This window comes from Dinoroseobacter sp. S124A, from assembly GCF_049801015.1.
Lineage (GTDB): Bacteria > Pseudomonadota > Alphaproteobacteria > Rhodobacterales > Rhodobacteraceae > Dinoroseobacter.
On the sequence record NZ_JBNAGD010000003.1, the window covers coordinates 386752 to 403384 of the forward strand.

18 protein-coding genes are annotated in these 16633 nt (G+C 64.0%); 7 read left to right on the plus strand and 11 right to left on the minus strand.

What is annotated here, in order from left to right; all coding sequences use genetic code 11:
• Positions 1-49: 49 nt before the first annotated feature.
• From ACP15I_RS09645 to aroC, 7 genes are all read left to right on the plus strand, one after another.
• Positions 50-358: a pentapeptide repeat-containing protein gene (locus ACP15I_RS09645; protein WP_424974903.1), complete on the plus strand. Its 309-nt coding sequence runs from the start codon at positions 50-52 to the stop codon at positions 356-358.
• A gap of 93 nt (positions 359-451) precedes the next feature.
• Positions 452-739: a hypothetical protein gene (locus ACP15I_RS09650; protein ID WP_424974904.1), complete on the plus strand. Its 288-nt coding sequence runs from the start codon at positions 452-454 to the stop codon at positions 737-739.
• Between the two features lie 2 nt (positions 740-741).
• Positions 742-1350, plus strand: a complete 609-nt coding sequence (locus tag ACP15I_RS09655; RefSeq protein WP_424974906.1) for a glutathione S-transferase family protein — start codon at positions 742-744, stop codon at positions 1348-1350.
• 261 nt (positions 1351-1611) lie between these two features.
• Positions 1612-2184 carry a ubiquinol-cytochrome c reductase iron-sulfur subunit gene (gene petA, locus ACP15I_RS09660; RefSeq protein WP_424974907.1) on the plus strand — a complete coding sequence of 191 codons (573 nt, stop codon included), beginning with the start codon at positions 1612-1614 and terminating at the stop codon, positions 2182-2184.
• Between the two features lie 14 nt (positions 2185-2198).
• A complete protein-coding gene (gene petB / locus ACP15I_RS09665) occupies positions 2199-3548 on the plus strand; it encodes a cytochrome b (RefSeq protein ID WP_424966404.1) in 1350 nt (449 codons plus the stop codon).
• A 23-nt stretch (positions 3549-3571) separates the two neighbouring features.
• Complete coding sequence (locus ACP15I_RS09670) at positions 3572-4372, plus strand: cytochrome c1 (RefSeq protein ID WP_424974908.1); 801 nt, start codon at positions 3572-3574, stop codon at positions 4370-4372.
• A gap of 136 nt (positions 4373-4508) precedes the next feature.
• On the plus strand, positions 4509-5612 hold the full coding sequence (aroC, locus tag ACP15I_RS09675) for a chorismate synthase (RefSeq protein ID WP_424974909.1): 1104 nt from the start codon (positions 4509-4511) through the stop codon (positions 5610-5612).
• Between the two features lie 8 nt (positions 5613-5620).
• On the opposite strand, the gene ACP15I_RS09680 is transcribed toward aroC, so the two are convergent.
• From ACP15I_RS09680 to ACP15I_RS09730, 11 genes are all read right to left on the minus strand, one after another.
• Positions 5621-5746 carry a hypothetical protein gene (locus tag ACP15I_RS09680; RefSeq protein WP_424966407.1) on the minus strand — a complete coding sequence of 42 codons (126 nt, stop codon included), beginning with the start codon at positions 5744-5746 and terminating at the stop codon, positions 5621-5623.
• Positions 5743-7044 carry a c-type cytochrome gene (locus tag ACP15I_RS09685; RefSeq protein ID WP_424974910.1) on the minus strand — a complete coding sequence of 434 codons (1302 nt, stop codon included), beginning with the start codon at positions 7042-7044 and terminating at the stop codon, positions 5743-5745. Before ACP15I_RS09685 ends, ACP15I_RS09680 begins: the two co-directional genes overlap by 4 nt.
• A 4-nt stretch (positions 7045-7048) precedes the next feature.
• Entirely contained in the window at positions 7049-8257 is a 1209-nt protein-coding gene (locus ACP15I_RS09690) for a formate dehydrogenase subunit gamma (RefSeq protein WP_424975037.1), read from the minus strand.
• A 162-nt stretch (positions 8258-8419) separates the two neighbouring features.
• Positions 8420-9313 carry a hypothetical protein gene (locus ACP15I_RS09695; protein ID WP_424966409.1) on the minus strand — a complete coding sequence of 298 codons (894 nt, stop codon included), beginning with the start codon at positions 9311-9313 and terminating at the stop codon, positions 8420-8422.
• 208 nt (positions 9314-9521) lie between these two features.
• On the minus strand, positions 9522-10460 hold the full coding sequence (locus ACP15I_RS09700) for a hypothetical protein (protein ID WP_424974911.1): 939 nt from the start codon (positions 10458-10460) through the stop codon (positions 9522-9524).
• A gap of 133 nt (positions 10461-10593) precedes the next feature.
• Entirely contained in the window at positions 10594-11187 is a 594-nt protein-coding gene (gene fdh3B / locus ACP15I_RS09705; RefSeq protein ID WP_424966411.1) for a formate dehydrogenase FDH3 subunit beta, read from the minus strand.
• 12 nt (positions 11188-11199) lie between these two features.
• Positions 11200-14175, minus strand: coding sequence for a formate dehydrogenase subunit alpha (locus ACP15I_RS09710; RefSeq protein ID WP_424966412.1), 2976 nt, complete (start codon positions 14173-14175; stop codon positions 11200-11202).
• A gap of 148 nt (positions 14176-14323) precedes the next feature.
• Positions 14324-14521: a ubiquinol-cytochrome c reductase iron-sulfur subunit N-terminal domain-containing protein gene (locus tag ACP15I_RS09715; RefSeq protein WP_424966413.1), complete on the minus strand. Its 198-nt coding sequence runs from the start codon at positions 14519-14521 to the stop codon at positions 14324-14326.
• An 83-nt stretch (positions 14522-14604) separates the two neighbouring features.
• Positions 14605-15213, minus strand: a complete 609-nt coding sequence (locus tag ACP15I_RS09720; RefSeq protein WP_424975038.1) for a TorD/DmsD family molecular chaperone — start codon at positions 15211-15213, stop codon at positions 14605-14607.
• A gap of 43 nt (positions 15214-15256) precedes the next feature.
• Positions 15257-15910, minus strand: coding sequence for a DUF3306 domain-containing protein (locus ACP15I_RS09725; protein ID WP_424974912.1), 654 nt, complete (start codon positions 15908-15910; stop codon positions 15257-15259).
• On the minus strand, positions 15907-16473 hold the full coding sequence (locus ACP15I_RS09730; protein ID WP_424966415.1) for a DUF3305 domain-containing protein: 567 nt from the start codon (positions 16471-16473) through the stop codon (positions 15907-15909). Before ACP15I_RS09730 ends, ACP15I_RS09725 begins: the two co-directional genes overlap by 4 nt.
• Between the last annotated feature and the right edge of the window lie 160 nt (positions 16474-16633).

The window sequence follows — 16633 nt, forward strand, 5'->3', positions numbered from 1 at the left end:
GCCGCATCCGTGGCCCCTTTTCGATGTCTGATGCCGAGGAGGGCACCGCATGAAGCTGCATGACGTTACGGAAACACTCGATGCCGAAAACGCCAACCTGTCCGGATCGCGGTTCAACAACGCCAACATGTCGGGGTGCAGCTTCAACCAGATCGAATTCTCCGGCGCGCGGTTCAATGACAGCAACATGACCGGCTGGGTCATCAATGACGTGAACCTGTCCGGGGCGCAGATCGAAAATGCGAACCTGTCGGGGCTGGCGATCTCTGAGTGTCGGCTGACCGGCGCGACCATCGACGGGATCCCGGTGGAGGATCTTCTGGCGGCCTACCGCGCCCGTGAGGGCGGCGCGACCTGAGAGCGGCCGAGACCGCACCGTCTCGGGATTTGCGGTTTTAAGCTTTGCAGGACCGGGGGGAGCCCCTACCTTTAAGCCATCAAGGAGGACGCCATGCCCATTCCCGTTGTTCCGATTGCCAGCGCGGTCCTGAAATACGGACCGCTTGCGGCGGCCGCTCTGGCCACCGTCGCCTATGCTCGTGCCAAGCCACGGGCGGTTAACCAGACCGCCGAGGACCTGATGGATGATGTCTCGGACGGGATGGAATTCACCCGCGCCCCGGACGGGCACCAGGTCAATGGAACGGGCCGCTATCGCCGCGCCGTGCGGATGCCGAACGGCACCGGGGTCGAGCTAGACATGAGCCTGCTGGGCCGCGTCCGCTTGCGGCGGATCTGAGGATGGAGCTGCTCGGCGCGACCGCCTCGCCCTTTGTCCGCAAGGTCCGCACGTTGCTTGAGGTGACAGGCTACGCAGATGAGGTGACCTTCACACCCGTCACGGCAGCCGCGGTGGGGCAGGCCGACACGACCCTCACGGCGGCGAACCCGCTGGGCAAGATCCCGGTGCTGCTGCGGGCGGATGGGCCTGCGATTTACGACAGCCGGGTGATCTGCCGCTATCTGGACGCGCGGTTGCAGCTCGACGCCTATCCGGAGGCCCGTCTGTGGGAGGTTCTGACCCTCGAGGCGACGGCGGATGCGCTCATGGAGGCCGGGGTGCTGATGGTCTACGAGGCGCGCTTTCGCCCCGAGGACAAGCAGTTCGACGGCTGGGTCGAAGGGCAGTGGACCAAGATCGACCGGGCGCTGGACGTGATCGAGGCGCGCTGGATGAGCCATTTGAGCGGGCCGATGGATATGAGCCAGATCGCGATTGGCTGTGCGCTGGGCTATCTCGATTTCCGCCACGACGCGCGCAACTGGCGCGGGACGCGACCCGCGCTGTCGGACTGGGCGGACAAGATCCTGGCAACCGAGGCGATGCGCGCCACCATGCCCACGGACTGAGTCGCACGAGACCGGGGGCGCGGGGCGCAAAAACGCGGAGTTTTCCGCAGGGATAGGTCGTGCTGCGCTGCGGCATCTCGCCCGTTAGCGCCCCCATTTCCCCGTCAGCGTTAAGAAGTTTGCAGACTGCGACAAAACTGCGCTCCTATGTCCCCTCGACGGTCCGGGCAACCCCCCTATAACCCCAATGGAGTTGGGCCTGCCTTGCAGGTTCCGCGTCATCGCTGGCGCCTATTTGCGCCCGGAGTAAGGAGAACCCACGTGTCCCACGCAGAGGATCAGACCGGCACACGCCGCGACTTTCTGTACTATGCCACGGCCGGCGCAGGTGTCGTCACCACGGGTGCCGCTGTTTGGCCGCTTGTGAATCAAATGAACCCGTCTGCCGACGTGCAGGCCCTCAGCTCCATCCGGGTGGATGTGGGCGATGTGCAGCCTGGCACTCAGATCACGGTGAAATGGCTCGGCAAGCCCGTTTTCATCCGTCGCCGGACGGAAGAAGAGATCGCCGCGGCGCGGGATGTGGATCTGAGCGATCTGCCCGATCCGATTGCACGGAACAACAACCTCGGCGATGTCGAGGCGACCGATGAAAACCGCTCGATGACCACATTTGGCGGTGAGAACACCGGCGAGTGGCTGGTTCAGATGGGCGTCTGCACCCATCTGGGGTGCGTTCCGCTGGGCGATGCGGGCGACTTTGGCGGCTGGTTCTGCCCCTGCCACGGCTCGCACTATGACACCTCCGGCCGGATCCGCCGGGGCCCCGCGCCCGAGAACCTGCCGGTTCCGGTGTCGGAATTCGTCGACGAAACAACCATTAAACTGGGTTAAGGGAGAAGAACGACATGTCTGGCATCCCGCACGACCATTACGAGCCGAAAACCGGCGGTGAGAAGTGGGTTCACTCCCGTCTCCCGGTGATCGGTCTCATCTACGACACCATCATGATCCCCACACCCAAGAACCTGAACTGGATGTGGATCTGGGGCATCGTCCTGACCTTCTGCCTCGCCTTGCAGATCGTCACCGGCATCATCCTTGCGATGCACTACACCCCCCATGTGGATCTGGCCTTCGCCTCTGTTGAGCACATCATGCGCAACGTGAATGGCGGCTATATGCTGCGGTATCTGCACGCGAACGGCGCTTCGCTGTTCTTTGTGGCGGTTTACCTGCACATCTTCCGCGGTCTCTACTACGGCTCCTACAAGGCGCCGCGCGAGATCACCTGGATCATCGGGATGCTGATTTACCTGATGATGATGGGCACGGCCTTCATGGGCTACGTTCTGCCCTGGGGTCAGATGTCCTTCTGGGGCGCGACCGTGATCACCGGCCTCTTCGGCGCCATCCCCTTCGTGGGCGACGCGCTGCAGACCTGGCTGCTGGGTGGGCCCGCCGTGGACAACGCCACGCTGAACCGCTTCTTCTCGCTGCACTACCTGCTGCCCTTCGTGATTGCCGGTCTGGTGATCGTGCATATCTGGGCCTTCCACACCACCGGGAACAACAACCCGACCGGGGTCGAAGTGCGCCGCACCTCGAAGGAAGAAGCCGAGCGGGACACCCTGCCGTTCTGGCCCTACTTCGTGATGAAGGACCTGTTCGCGCTGGCGCTGATCATGGTCGTCTTCTTCGCGATCGTGGGCTTCATGCCGAACTATCTGGGCCACCCGGACAACTATATCGAGGCGAACCCGCTGGCGACGCCTGCGCATATCGTTCCGGAATGGTACTTCCTGCCCTTCTACGCCATCCTGCGCGCCTTCGACACCGAAGTGTGGCTCGTGATTGCGGTGGACTGGATCACCGGTGGTATCGTTGACGCCAAGTTCTTCGGGGTTCTGGCGATGTTCGGGGCGATTGCCGTGATGGCGCTGGCCCCGTGGCTGGACACCTCGTCGGTCCGCTCCGGCAAGTATCGCCCGATGTTCAAGTGGTGGTTCGCGCTGCTGATTGTCGACTTCTTCGTGCTGATGTGGGTGGGCGCAATGCCGGCCGAAGGGATCTATCCCTACATCGCTCTGATCGCGTCGGTCTATTGGTTCGCCTACTTCCTCGTGCTGCTGCCGCTGCTCGGTGTGATCGAGAAACCGACGGCACAGCCCGCCACCATCGAAGACGACTTCAACGCCCATTACGGCAAAGCCGACGACGCCGCAGGTTCCGCACCCGCAGCTTCGCCTGCCGAATAACGGGCGAGAGAAAGGATCACATCATGATCAGGAAACTCGCACTCACCGTTGCGGCGGCGCTCTCCCTCACCGGGGGCGCGGCGCTGGCGGCAGGCGGCGCTGGACATGTGGACGACTACGACTTCTCCTTTGAAGGTCCGTTTGGCACCTATGACCAGATGCAGCTGCAACGCGGTCTGCAGGTCTACACCGAGGTCTGCGCGGCCTGTCACGGCCTGAAGTTCGTGCCCTTGCGGATGCTCGGCGATCAGGGCGGTCCTGCCCTGCCCGAGGATCAGGTGCGCGCCTATGCGGAGTTCTACGAGGTCTTCGACCCGGAGATCGACGATTTCCGCGCAGCGCGTCCCACCGACCACTTCCCGGAGAGCTCTCTGGAAAACGCCCCTGACCTGAGCCTCATGGCAAAGGCCCGGGCCGGCTTCCACGGGCCCTACGGCACCGGTCTGGCACAGCTCTTCAACGGCATGGGTGGCGCGGAATACATCGCCTCCCTGCTGGCGGGATATACCGGCGAAGAGAAAGAGGAAGCGGGCACCGTTCTTTATGAGAACGTGACCTTCCCGGGTGGCTGGATCTCGATGGCACCGCCGCTCTATGGCGATGACGTGGAATTTGCCGACGGCGCCTCCACCGAGCTCGAAGCGATCTCGCAGGACGTGGCGGCCTTCCTCATGTGGACGGCTGAGCCCAAGCAGAACGCACGCAAGCAAACCGGCTTCATCGCGGTCACGTTCCTGATCGTGCTGTCCGTGCTGCTCTACCTGACGAACAAGCGGATCTGGGCGCCGGTCAAGGCCCGCGCCAAGGCATCCCCCGCCGAGTAAGTCAGATCAAAACCGATATAAGCGCGTCCCATCCGGGGCGCGCTTTTCTGTTGTAGACCCCCATCCCCCAATGACCGCTTGAGCGGACCCCGACAGGCCGGTACATGAGGCAGGCCAAGGCTCAGGAGCATACCCCATGTCCATGAACACATTCGGTCACCTCTTCCGCGTCACGACCTGGGGAGAGAGCCACGGACCCGCCCTGGGGGCGACCGTGGATGGCTGCCCTCCGGGCGTGCCGGTCACGCCAGAGGCGCTGCAGGTCTGGCTCGACAAGCGCAAGCCGGGGCAGAACAAATACACCACCCAGCGCCGCGAGCCGGATGCGGTCGAGATCCTCTCGGGTGTCTTCGAGGGGCAGAGCACGGGCACGCCGATCCAGCTGATGATCCGGAACGCGGATCAACGCTCCAAGGATTATGGGGATATCGCCGAGAAGTTCCGCCCGGGCCATGCGGACATCACCTATTGGCAGAAATACGGCATCCGGGATTACCGGGGCGGTGGACGCTCCAGCGCGCGCGAGACCGCCGCGCGGGTCGCTGCGGGCGGCGTGGCCCGTGCCGCGCTTCAGGCGCTGGTCCCGGGGCTGCAGATCACCGGCTACATGACCCAGATGGGCCCGCACGGGATCGACCGGGCGCGCTTTGACTGGGACCAGATCGAGCAGAACCCGTTCTGGACCCCGGACCCGCAAGCGGCGGAGGACTGGGCGGGCTATCTCGACGGGCTGCGGAAATCCGGAAGCTCCGTCGGGGCGGTGATCGAAGTGACGGCGCGCGGCGTACCCGCGGGCCTCGGTGCGCCGATCTATGGCAAGCTCGACACGGATCTCGCCGCGGCGATGATGAGCATCAATGCAGTCAAGGGCGTCGAGATCGGGGAGGGGATGGCCGCAGCCGCCCTGACGGGCGAAGCCAATGCGGATGAGATTTCCATGGGGCCGGACGGCCCGATCTACAGCTCGAACCATGCGGGCGGGATCCTTGGCGGGATCTCTACCGGGCAGGATGTGGTCGTGCGCTTCGCGGTCAAGCCGACCTCATCGATCCTGACCCCGCGCGGCACGATCACCAAATCCGGCACCCCGGCCGAGATCATCACCAAGGGCCGGCACGACCCCTGTGTCGGCATCCGCGCCGTGCCCGTGGGCGAGGCCATGATGGCCTGCGTCCTGCTCGATCACCTGCTGCTCCACCGGGGCCAGGTGGGCGAGGGTCTGCGCGGTCAGATCGGCTGAGCGCGCGCTCAGCCGCCCCGGACCCAGGGGCTGGTGGTCTGGCTCTCGGTAGAGAAGCCGAAATTGTCGAGCACATAGGGTGCGGCGAAGGTGATCACGGCGGTCGCCACGAAGGCCAGCAGCATGGGTTTCATTCTGTCTCTCCCTTGGGTGTTGTATTGGCCTGCAGAAAGGCGATCAGGTCATCGCGATCCTGCGGTTTGGTGATGCGTTGCATGGGCATCTTGGTGCCCGGTGTGTAGTTGTCCGGCCCGAGATCGAAGAGCTTGTCGACCGTTTCGGCGGACCAGACGATGTCCGAATTCTGCAGGCTCTCGGAATAGCTGTAATCGGGCAGCGCCCCGGCCTCGCGCCCGAACAGACCATAGAGCGACGGCCCCGCTCGGCGTTGCCCGTCGGGGGCCAGCGTATGGCAGATCGCGCATTTCCGGTTGAACTGGCGTTCGCCATTCGAGGCGGTCTCGGTGCCGTTCAGGAATTTTTTGCCGCTGACATCCATCTGCGGCGCGTCCGAGGGGCGGTCCGTGGGCCAGCTATAGAGCGCCTCGTCGAGCCCGCCCGCCAGCAGGTTCTCGCCATCGGGCGAGAAGCTCAGCGCCCAGATCGGACCGCGCGTCGTGGCGCGGAAGTCCGAGCCGATGGACCAGTCTGCCGTGTTCAGCAGCGAGATGTAGCCTTCGCCATCGCCCATCGCCAGCAGACTGCCATCGCGCGATTGCGCCAATGCAAGGATCGGACGGCGGCCCAGGGTGATATCGGCGATCTCGGCCCCGCTGGCCAGATCGAGGACCCGGGTGACCCCATCGACGGAGCCATAGGCGAGCCATCCCCCCGCCTCGTTCACGACCATCCGGTTGATCCCGAAGCCGTGGCGCAGCAGGATCCGTTTCTCGGTTCCCTCGACCACGTCCCAGGCGCGCAAGGTCCCGTCGATAGAGGCCGAGAGCAGCGTCGCGCCCCCCTCGATCCAGGCCACGGCGTTTACTCCGGCATCATGCCCGTTCAGCTCGCGGGGTGCGGCCCCGTCGCGGGACCAGAGGGTGATGGTGCCGTCCCAGCTCGCCGAGGCGATGACGCGCCCGTCCGGGCTGACCGCCAAGTCCGACACCTTGCCCAGATGACGCCCGAGCTCTTCGGTCGTGCCCGTCTCGACATCCCAGAGCAGCACGGCGAAGTCGTCCCCCGCAGAGACCAGGGTCTGATCATCGACAAAGGCCACGGTCTTGACCGCCGCCTCGTGGCCATCCAGCCAACGCGGCTCGCGCGCCTGCCAGAGCCCGACCGCGTTGTCGAAGCTGGCCGTGGCAACCGTCCCGGAGGGGGACACCGCCACCCCCATGATCGGGCCGCCATGCCCCTTGAGCGTATAGAATTCCCCGGCCGGGGCGAGGCCCGGCCAGAGTGCGCAACACAGCGCGATCCACAGCCGCATCGGGCTACTCGGCAGGGGCCGCTGACGGGGATTTTGGCGCGGCCGCTTCCTTGGCCTTCACCTCATCCACCCAGAGGGAGTGGTGCTCGCGGGCCCACTGCTCTTCGACCTGGCCGGAGCCCATGGCGTCATAGGCGCCCTCCATCCCGACGGACCCGATATAGATATGGGCGAGGATGATCGCCATCATCACGAAGGCGACGATGGAGTGCCAGAGCTGCGCGTATTGCATCTCTTCGTGGGGGGCGAGCTGCTCCGGCAGGATGCCGAACCCGAGCATTTCCGGGACGCCCGTGCTGTTCAGCACCGCGAAGGTCTTGGCGAACATCGGCATCTCGAAGGGGAACAGCAGCGACAGACCAGAGATCGAGATCGAACCGCCCAGCAGGATCACGGACCAGAAGATCACCTTCTGGCCGGCATTGAACTTCTTGGCGGGCGGGTGAACGCCCTTCTTGAAGATCCCGCCGCCCACGGCGATCCATTTCAGGTCGGTCTTGTTGGGGATGTTCTCTTTGATCCAGAGCACGAGGATCATCAGAATGGCCAGCATGAAGGCCCATGAGATGTTGTTATGCACCCATTTCGAAGCCCCGGCGAGCACGGCAAAACTGTCCTTGCCGAAGACCGGGATCAGGTAGAGCCGCCCAAACAGCGAGACGAGGCCGGTGATCCCCAGCACGATGAAGCTGCCCGCAAGGAGCCAGTGTGCAAAGCGCTCGATCGATGCAAAGCGCTGGATCGTTCGCCCGGTCTTGGTCCCGTCGATGGTGATCCGACCACGCAGCAGAAAGAACAGAGCGAGCGCGCCAAGGGTCCCCAGGAGCAGGTAACCGCCGTATTTCAGAAGGGGGCCCTGACGGAATTCCAGCCACCACATGCCGCGATCCTGGATCAGGACGCCCGTGGCCGGGCCCCGGGCCGAAACGGTCACATCCGCCGTGCCGTAGCGCAGGGCGAGATACACATCGCTATCTGACGCCCCGCCCAGCGTGCCCAGCTGCGCGGCCATGTCGGCGGCATTGTTGCCCGTGCTGTCCAATCGGTAGGAAAGGTCGACATTCTCGCCGCGTTGCCGGGCCAGAATGTCTTCCAGCGTGGGGGCGCCGCCCGTGGAGGAGCGGTCCGGCTCGGTTGCGGTTGGGGTGTCCTGGGCTGGTGCCATGCTAACAAGGGTCAGCGACAGCACGAGCGCAAGCAAGCTGCGTAAAATCATCGTGGCCTCCCATTTTGATGCGGTTCTAAGCCGCAAATATGTACTGAAGAGTAGGTTTTTTGAGCCGACTGTCCATCGAATTCCGGTCGCGACTATAGGCGCTCGGGCTGGGGGGCGTTAGGGGGCAGCGGCCGCGAAAGACGCGACTTTGGTGCCGGGTTAGTCGCGCATGGAATCCTTGATCCGCACGACTTCCTTATAGGCGGTGGCGGCCTTCTGGAATTCACCGCGGGCCTCGTGAAACTGGGCGAGGGCCTCGGTGAAGCGCGCGACCCAGATCGGATAGCCGATGCTTTGCGCGATACGCTGACCCTCGGTGAGGGCTGCGCTGGCGTAGTCCATCTCGCCGCGCTTGTGCTGTGCGATGCCAAGCTGGTGCAAAAGCTGACAGATGGCACGCTGATCGCCGTCGGTCCGCGCAACATCGAGCCCCTCTTCGAGATGGGGCAGGGCCTCCACCGGGCGATCCAGGGCGATATAGGCGGCGCTCAGGACCTCGTGGGTATAGGGCAGGATCACGCGGCTCTTGAACTGCCTTGCAAGCGCAAGCGCCTGCTCGGCGCGGGCGGCGGCCTCGTCGTATTGCGTCTCGTAATGCAGGGCGCGGGCGTAGTTATGTTCTACCCGGGCGCGCTCGGCGCCCTTGGCAAGGTTCAGAGCATTCTCCAGCGCGTGCCGGGATTCCTCCACCCGCCCGCGATAGCGTTGAATGGTCGATTGCGTGATGTAGAGATCCACCATGGTTTCGTCCGGGATCGTGTCATCCACGAGCTCGAACCCCCTGCGCACCATCCGGCTCGCGAAATCCCTGCGCCCGGCGCTGTAATGGACGACGCCGAGCAGGGAGAAGACATCCACCAGAAGATGCTTTGCGATCTGCCGGTCCATTCCCTGCTTGGCCTGCAGGCAGTAGGAGGCGGTCTTCTCGAAATCCCCGCGCCACTTGGCCTGCCATGCCAGCGTGCGCAACGCGCTGCACCGGGCGAGCAGGTCACCGCTCGTCTGTTGCTCAACGAGCGCCAGCGCCTGACGCGCCAGCTCCTCGCTGCGCACGCGGTCTGTCCATCTGCATTCCCAGGCGAGCCGGGTCAGCAATCTGGGATCGGGTACGCGTGCCTCAGAGGGCACACGATCGGTGCGTTGCATAGGGACCTATTTTCGGTACGGTGTTCTCCTATGACAATAATGAAGCAATCCGCGAAAAATCCATTGAAAAAATCAAATACTGCCAGAGATTTTTTTCATGAATGCGATCGGCATTTTAGGAATCCGACGCTGCGGCGGCCTTGAGTACCCGCGTCCACTGCTTGTCATACAGGAAAAGCCAGTCCTGCGGTGAGCTGCGCAGGAAGGTTTCGAGCCCGGATGCGATATCCTGTGTCGTGGTCTCGATGCTCTGCGGTATGAGGGGGTCCGCAAGCTCCAGCGAGATGGTGGTCTCGGTCTGCACGGCCATGGCCGGCAGGATCGGGCTCTTGAGCTTGCCGGCAAACCGCGCAGGCCACCCTGCCATGCTTACGGGCTGGCCGAAAACCTCCACGCGCACCCGATCGCGGGTCTTGTCATAGGACACCCCATCCGGGGGTGGGCGCTGGATCCGGTCGACAACACCGACCACAAGCATCCCTGATTTCAATGCCTTGAGGACTGCCCGCGCGACCGATGCCTCGGGCGTGCGGCGCACGTCGATGCAGTCGCATCCCAGATGGACATAGTAGCTGTGCTGGGTCTCGGCGCGCGCGTCCTTCTTGCTCTCGCGTACGAGCATCAGGGTGGGATAGCGTGCCGCGAGCCCCCGAACCATCGCGATCGAGGCCTGACAATGGGGCATGACCAGCACCGCGCCCCGCCCTTGGGCGAGGGCAGCGTCCAGCTTGGCGGCCTCGGGGATCTTGAGCATCGCGTCGAGCGCCTCGGTCTCGCCATTGCGCAGCATCTCCATCCGTTCGAGACCCAGCTGCATGCGGTTGACCCAGGCGTGGTGCATCGCGGTGGGGTTCGGATTGCCGAGGATCCGGGCCAACGCGGTGTTGGTGGGTTTCATCGGGGCCCCGGGCAGGTGGTAGGCGATCCGCAACATCAACCCGAACCCGCCATAGCCCGCCCGTTCGACCCAATGGGGCGCGTTGCGCATCCGGCGCAATCCGCCATCGAAGAGAAACCAGATCCGGTCTTTGAAACGGGTAAAACTCAGTGCCACGGAGAAAGTCCTGCGTCGGGGGCCGCTCTAGATGTGGCCTGCCGCGCGCGGGCTGTAAAGCCCCGCATTGGCCAAAGAAAAACGCCCCGGGCGGTGAGCCCGGGGCGTTCATCAGATCGTGATCAGAGGGGCGTCAGCCGCCCTTCTGCTCATAGGCCGTGCCCCAGCCCCAGGCGCCGGAGCCGAAGCCACGGGCCACCACGCGCTCGCGGTAGATGCCCGAGACGACGTCGCCGTCACCGGCCAGCAGCGCCTTGGTGGAGCACATCTCGGCGCAGATCGGCAGCTTGCCTTCCGCGACGCGGTTGCGCCCATACTTGGCGAACTCGGCGGTGGAGTGGGTTTCTTCCGGTCCACCGGCGCAGAAGGTGCACTTGTCCATCTTGCCGCGGGATCCGAAATTGCCCGCCTGCGGGTACTGCGGCGCGCCGAAGGGGCACGCGTAGAAGCAGTAGCCGCAGCCGATGCACAGATCCTTGGAGTGCAGCACCACACCGTCATCGGTCTGGTAGAAGCAATCCACAGGGCACACGGCCATGCAGGGCGCGTCGGAACAGTGCATGCAGGCCACGGAGATCGACCGTTCGCCGGGCTGACCATCATTGATGGTCACCACGCGGCGACGATTGATGCCCCAGGGCACCTCGTGCTCGTTCTTACACGCTGTGACGCAGGCATTACACTCAATGCAGCGTTCAGCGTCGCAAAGGAACTTTGCTCTTGCCATAGGTCGCTCTCCTTACGCCGACCAGATTTTGCAGAGAGTGGCTTTCGTCTCTTGCATCTGGGTTACGCTGTCATAGCCATAGGTTTGGGCGGTGTTGGTGCTTTCCCCAAGGACATAGGGGTCCGCGCCATCGGGGTATTTGGACCGCAGGTCCTCGCCCTCGAGATGCCCGCCGAAGTGGAAGGGCATGAACGCCACACCGGAGCCGACCCGTTCGGTGACCATGGCCATAACCTTGACCTTGCCGCCCTCGGGGCCTTCGACCCAGACCTGTGCCCCGTCCCGAATGCCGAGATTGTTGGCATCGCGCGGGTTGATCTCGACGAACATGTCCTGCTGAAGCTCGGCAAGCCAGGGGTTCGACCGGGTCTCGTCACCGCCACCCTCATATTCGACCAGACGGCCGGAGGTGAGGATGATCGGATAGTCCTTGGAGTAGTCGTTCTTCTGGATCGACGCGTACATGGTGGGCAGACGGTAGAATTTCCGGTCCTCATAGGTCGGATAATCCGCCACCAGGTCACGACGGTTGGTGTAGAGCGGCTCGCGGTGCACCGGCACCGGATCCGGGAAGGTCCAGACGACCGCACGGGCTTTGGCGTTCCCGAAGGGCGCACACTCATGCTTGATCGCGACCCGCTGGATGCCGCCCGACAGGTCGGTTTTCCAGTTCACCTTGGCCACCTTGTCGTCGTAGTCGGACGGGAAGGGCGACATGCCCGCCTCGCCCACTTCGGCGGTGTAGTCGGCAAAGCCTTCGACGCCCGCAGCCTTGGCGATATACGCCCGCTCGTTGGGTGTCAGGTCACCATCCCAGCCCAAGTCCTTGAGCATCTGATAGGTGAACTCGGGATATCCGTCCTGGATCTCCGAGCCCGCCGAGTAGACGCCTTCGGCCAGCAGGTTGTCGCCATCCCGCTCGACGCCGAACCGGGCGCGGAAGGTCAGACCCCCCTCGGAAACCGGCTTGGACATGTCATAGAGGTTCGGGGTGCCCGGATGCTTCATCTCCGGCGTGCCCCAGCATGGCCACGGCATACCGTAGTAATCGCCATCCGCTGGACCACCCACAGCCTGCAGCGTCGTCTTGTCGAACGTATGCTGGTTGGCCATATGCAGCTTGATCCGCTCCGGCGACTGGCCCGTGTAGCCCACGGTCCACATGCCTGCGTTGAACTCGCGCGTGACACTCTCGATGTTCGGCGTGTTCTCGTCGTCCATCTCGATATTGCGGAAGAACCGGTCGGCGAAGCCGAACTTGTTCGCGAAGAGGCCGATGATCTCGTGATCGGTCTTGGACTCAAAGAGCGGGTCCATGATCTTGTCACGCCACTGGATCGACCGGTTGGACGCGGTGACCGAGCCATAGGTCTCGAACTGCGTGGCTGCCGGCAGCAAGTACACGCCATCCTCGCGATCATGCAGAACTGCAGAGACCGTCGGGAACGGGTCCACCACGACAAGCATGTCGAGTTTCTCCATCGCCGTCTTCATCTCTTTCATACGGGTCTGGGAGTTCGGGGCGTGGCCCCAGAGCACCATGGCCCGCACGTTGTTCGGCTGATCCATGTTCTCGGGATCTTCAAGGATACCGTCGATCCAGCGGGACACCGGAATGCCCGTCAGGTTCATCAGGTTCTTGTCCTTGCCATCGGCCGCCTTGACCGTCTGGAACTGACCCTTGAGCCAATCGATATCCTCGCCCCAGACCCGTGCCCAATGGGCCCAGGAACCGGCTGCAAGGCCGTAATAGCCCGGCAGGGTGTGGCTGAGAACGCCGAGATCCGTCGCGCCCTGCACGTTGTCGTGGCCGCGGAAGATGTTGGTGCCGCCACCGGAGGTGCCCATGTTGCCCAGCGCAAGCTGGAGCACGCAATAGGCGCGGGTGTTGTTGTTACCCGTGGTGTGCTGGGTCCCCCCCATGCACCAGATCACGGTGCCGGGACGGTTATTGGCCAGGGTCCGGGCCACGCGCTGCAGCTGGCTGCCGGGCACGTCAGTGACACGCTCGACTTCCTCGGGCGTCCACTTGGCCACTTCTTCCTTGATCTGGTCCATCCCCCAGACGCGGGTGCGGATGAACTCTTTGTCCTCCCAGCCGTTCTCGAAGATATGCCACAGGATACCCCAGACGAGCGCCACGTCCGAACCGGGACGCATGCGGACATACTCGTCGGCATGGGCCGCGGTGCGCGTGAAGCGCGGGTCGCAGACGATGACGGGGGCGTTGTTCTGCTCCTTGGCCTTCAAAAGGTGCAACAGCGAGACGGGGTGCGCCTCGGCAGGGTTGCCGCCGATGATGAAGATGGCCTTGGACTTGTGGATGTCGTTGTAGCTGTTGGTCATGGCGCCGTAGCCCCATGTGTTCGCAACACCCGCAACGGTGGTGGAGTGACAGATCCGCGCCTGGTGATCCACGTTGTTCGTGCCCCAGTAGGCCGCGAACTTGCGGAACAGGTACGCCTGTTCGTTGTTATGCTTGGCCGAGCCGAGCCAGTAGACGCTGTCCGGACCGCTTTCGTCCCGGATCTGCATCATGCCGTCGCCGATCTCGTTGATCGCCTGTTCCCAGCTGATGCGCTTCCACTCACCACCCTCTTTTTTCATCGGGTACTTGAGGCGGCGCTCGCCATGGGCGTGCTCGCGCACCGCGGCGCCCTTGGCGCAGTGGGCCCCGAGGTTGAACGGGCTGTCCCAGCCGGGTTCCTGACCCGTCCAGACACCGTTCTGCACTTCGGCGATCACGGTACAGCCGACCGAGCAGTGGGTGCAGACGGACTTGACGGTCTCGACGGCCCCTTTCACGGCGGTAGCTGCATCTGCTTTCGTTACTGTCCCTCCGGTTGCGCCGATCGCAGCGAGGCCACCAATGGCCAGGCCGGATGTGCGCAGGAAGCTACGTCTGTCGACGGTCTTCTCCGCGAGGTTTGACAGGAGCGTCGTCCGCTGGGGGCGTCGCGCAACCCCGTTGGTCTTTTTCCTGAGCATTTTCGTTCTCCTTGCTCGCGCCACGCGGTCTGCACGTGAGCTTGCTTGGGTTGGCTTTGGCTCCAGTCAGTCGGGCGTCACGCAACCAGTCGCTGGAACGGTTTTTGGCCTCCGACCGAGAAACCCCGGGCGGCAGCAGATGTCGCGCCTAGAAGCGCGCGCTGTCGAGATAGGCGCGGGTATGCGCCGTATCGCGCAGGCCTTCGCCAGCAGCGTCGGGCGTTGCCGCCTCGGCGGCATCGGGCGCGAGCGCCACGGCAGCCGCAGCAGCGGGAACCGAGGTCGACGCGAGCTTCAGGAAGTCGCGGCGGCTGGCGGTTTCGCCGGCTTTGCTTTGCTTGGACATGTGTCTCCTCCGTGTGTCCTGGCTGGGGTGACGGCCCCGGCTGGGTGGTCTGGCTTGGGCAATCGCCCTGGCTGGGAGCCTTGTCAGTCGCTCGTCATGCGAAAGGCTTCGGATTCGATGGCCATGAAGGCCTTGCCGGTGGCGCCGACGGCGGCATAGAGCACCGAGTTCTTGGCAGCCTCGAGATCGGCAAAGAAATGACCGGCCCAGAGGCCGATATGCTTGTTATAAAACTCTTTTTGTTTCGTCACCGGGGCCGGTTCGCCGAAGCGTCCGGTGATCAGCCCGGCCATGATCTCCATCATGGAGGCGATGTTGTCCTCGGGTTCGTAAACATTCGGTGCACGGGTGATCTGAAGCGCCGCCATGTCCCCGCGCAGGGTCGCCAGCGGCTTTTCATTCAGGAACCCGGTCAGGTAGTAGCTCGCATAGGGCAGAAGCTCGCCGCGCCCGAGCCCGATGAACAGGGCGTTGAACTCGCTCTCGACCGCGCGGGCCGAGGTGACCTTGGCGATCCGCGACAGGGCCCCGATCGCCTGACCGAGCTCGCTGTCATCCCCTGACAGGCTCGCGGCCTGCTTGAGTAGCGCGGCATTGGGCGGGCCTGCCAGCAACACTCCGAGAAAGTCGTAGAGATCCGCGCGCAGCTTGTCTTCTTCGGCAATCTGCAGGCTCTGGGCAGTGGCGGTCATCGGTGTCCTCTCGGCGTCATCTGTCATGTCTTGCTCTCTGCGCTCACGTATCAAACTGAAAACGCAGACGCCGCCGCGAGGGCGGTGTTTCTGTCGATGAAGTCACGCCGGGATCCGTGTCTGTCCCGGCAACTGTATCAGCAGGTTCCGAAGGGGCCTCTGCGACGAAGGTCGTAGAGGCGGTCGTTTCGGTCTCGGAATCAGGGGTTTCCGCAGGGATCGCCTGCGACATTTCCACCGGTGGGGGCGCCTCGGCCTCTGCCTCCGGGTCGATCTCGCCATTGGCGATGGCCTCTTTGCGAGCCATTTCCTCGACATGTTTCAGCATGCCCTTGCCGACCTGATAGGCGGTCTGCATGTTCTCGACGACCATCGCGCTGTCGGTGAAATCCTCACCGTAATCCAGCAGCCCGTCCACATTGGCCAGAAGCGGGTTGCTCAGCCAAAGCTTGCGCAGGGCGCGGCGGCGGATCCGGTCCGGCACGGCCGACTGCATGAAGGCCGAGAAGTCATCGCCGGGCTGCAGGGTGTCCGGATCCGGCAGGCCAAGCTCTTGCAGGACGACCTCATCGGGCTGCTCTTCCATCGCGGCCTTTTCGGCGGCGCGCTCGGAGCGGAGTTCCTCCGCGACCTCGGCCTCGGTCTCGGCGGCAACGCGGGCCTTGCGCCGCGACCAGAAATCCCCGGTATCGCTCAATGGACCCGCCCGGCCCGGCGGGGCGCGCGGTAGACATCCGAGAGCTGCTGGATCCGGGAATCGCCCTTGCCATCCTCGCTCAGGTCGATGCGCTTCTTGTCCCGGCGGCGCTTCACGAAGACCTCGTCCTCGTGATGGGCGCTGATAAAGTCGCGGATCATGGCGATCAGGGCAGGCGGGGTCGGAACCCGCTCGACAATCTCTTCGCCGCTATCGGTGTAATCCTGAGCCTCGTAGGGCGAGGCGGTCACGAGCAGCAGGTCAAGCTCATGCTCGGCCTCGGGATCCTCGGTCGCGCGCATGATCACATAAATCGACGGCTCGTCCACATTCAGGCCGGTCTGATACGCTTCGGTGTCCGTGCGCCACAGCTCAAGCGGCAGGGTGGCGGCATGATACTCGACACTCTCGCCTTCGCGGCGCATCTCGCGCCAGTCGGCCTCCGGCGCACCGGGCAGCACGGCAACAGCGCGCCAGGACCACTTGGCCCACCGGGTGACCCCCGGCACTCGCCGTACAACCACTCCGAGGGGAATGGTGAGCGATCGCTCCGATGTGTCCATGAGTCCTCCCGACTCCGAGGGCGTTTTCTTGTTGCGGTTTTTCTGCGCCCTCGCCTCTAGGATGAAACGATTTCGGGGCAACTGCAAAGCAAAAAACCGGCACCGCGACCTCGCGGAGGCCAGGGCGCGCAGGACTTTGGTCGATGTTTTTGCGCAAGAA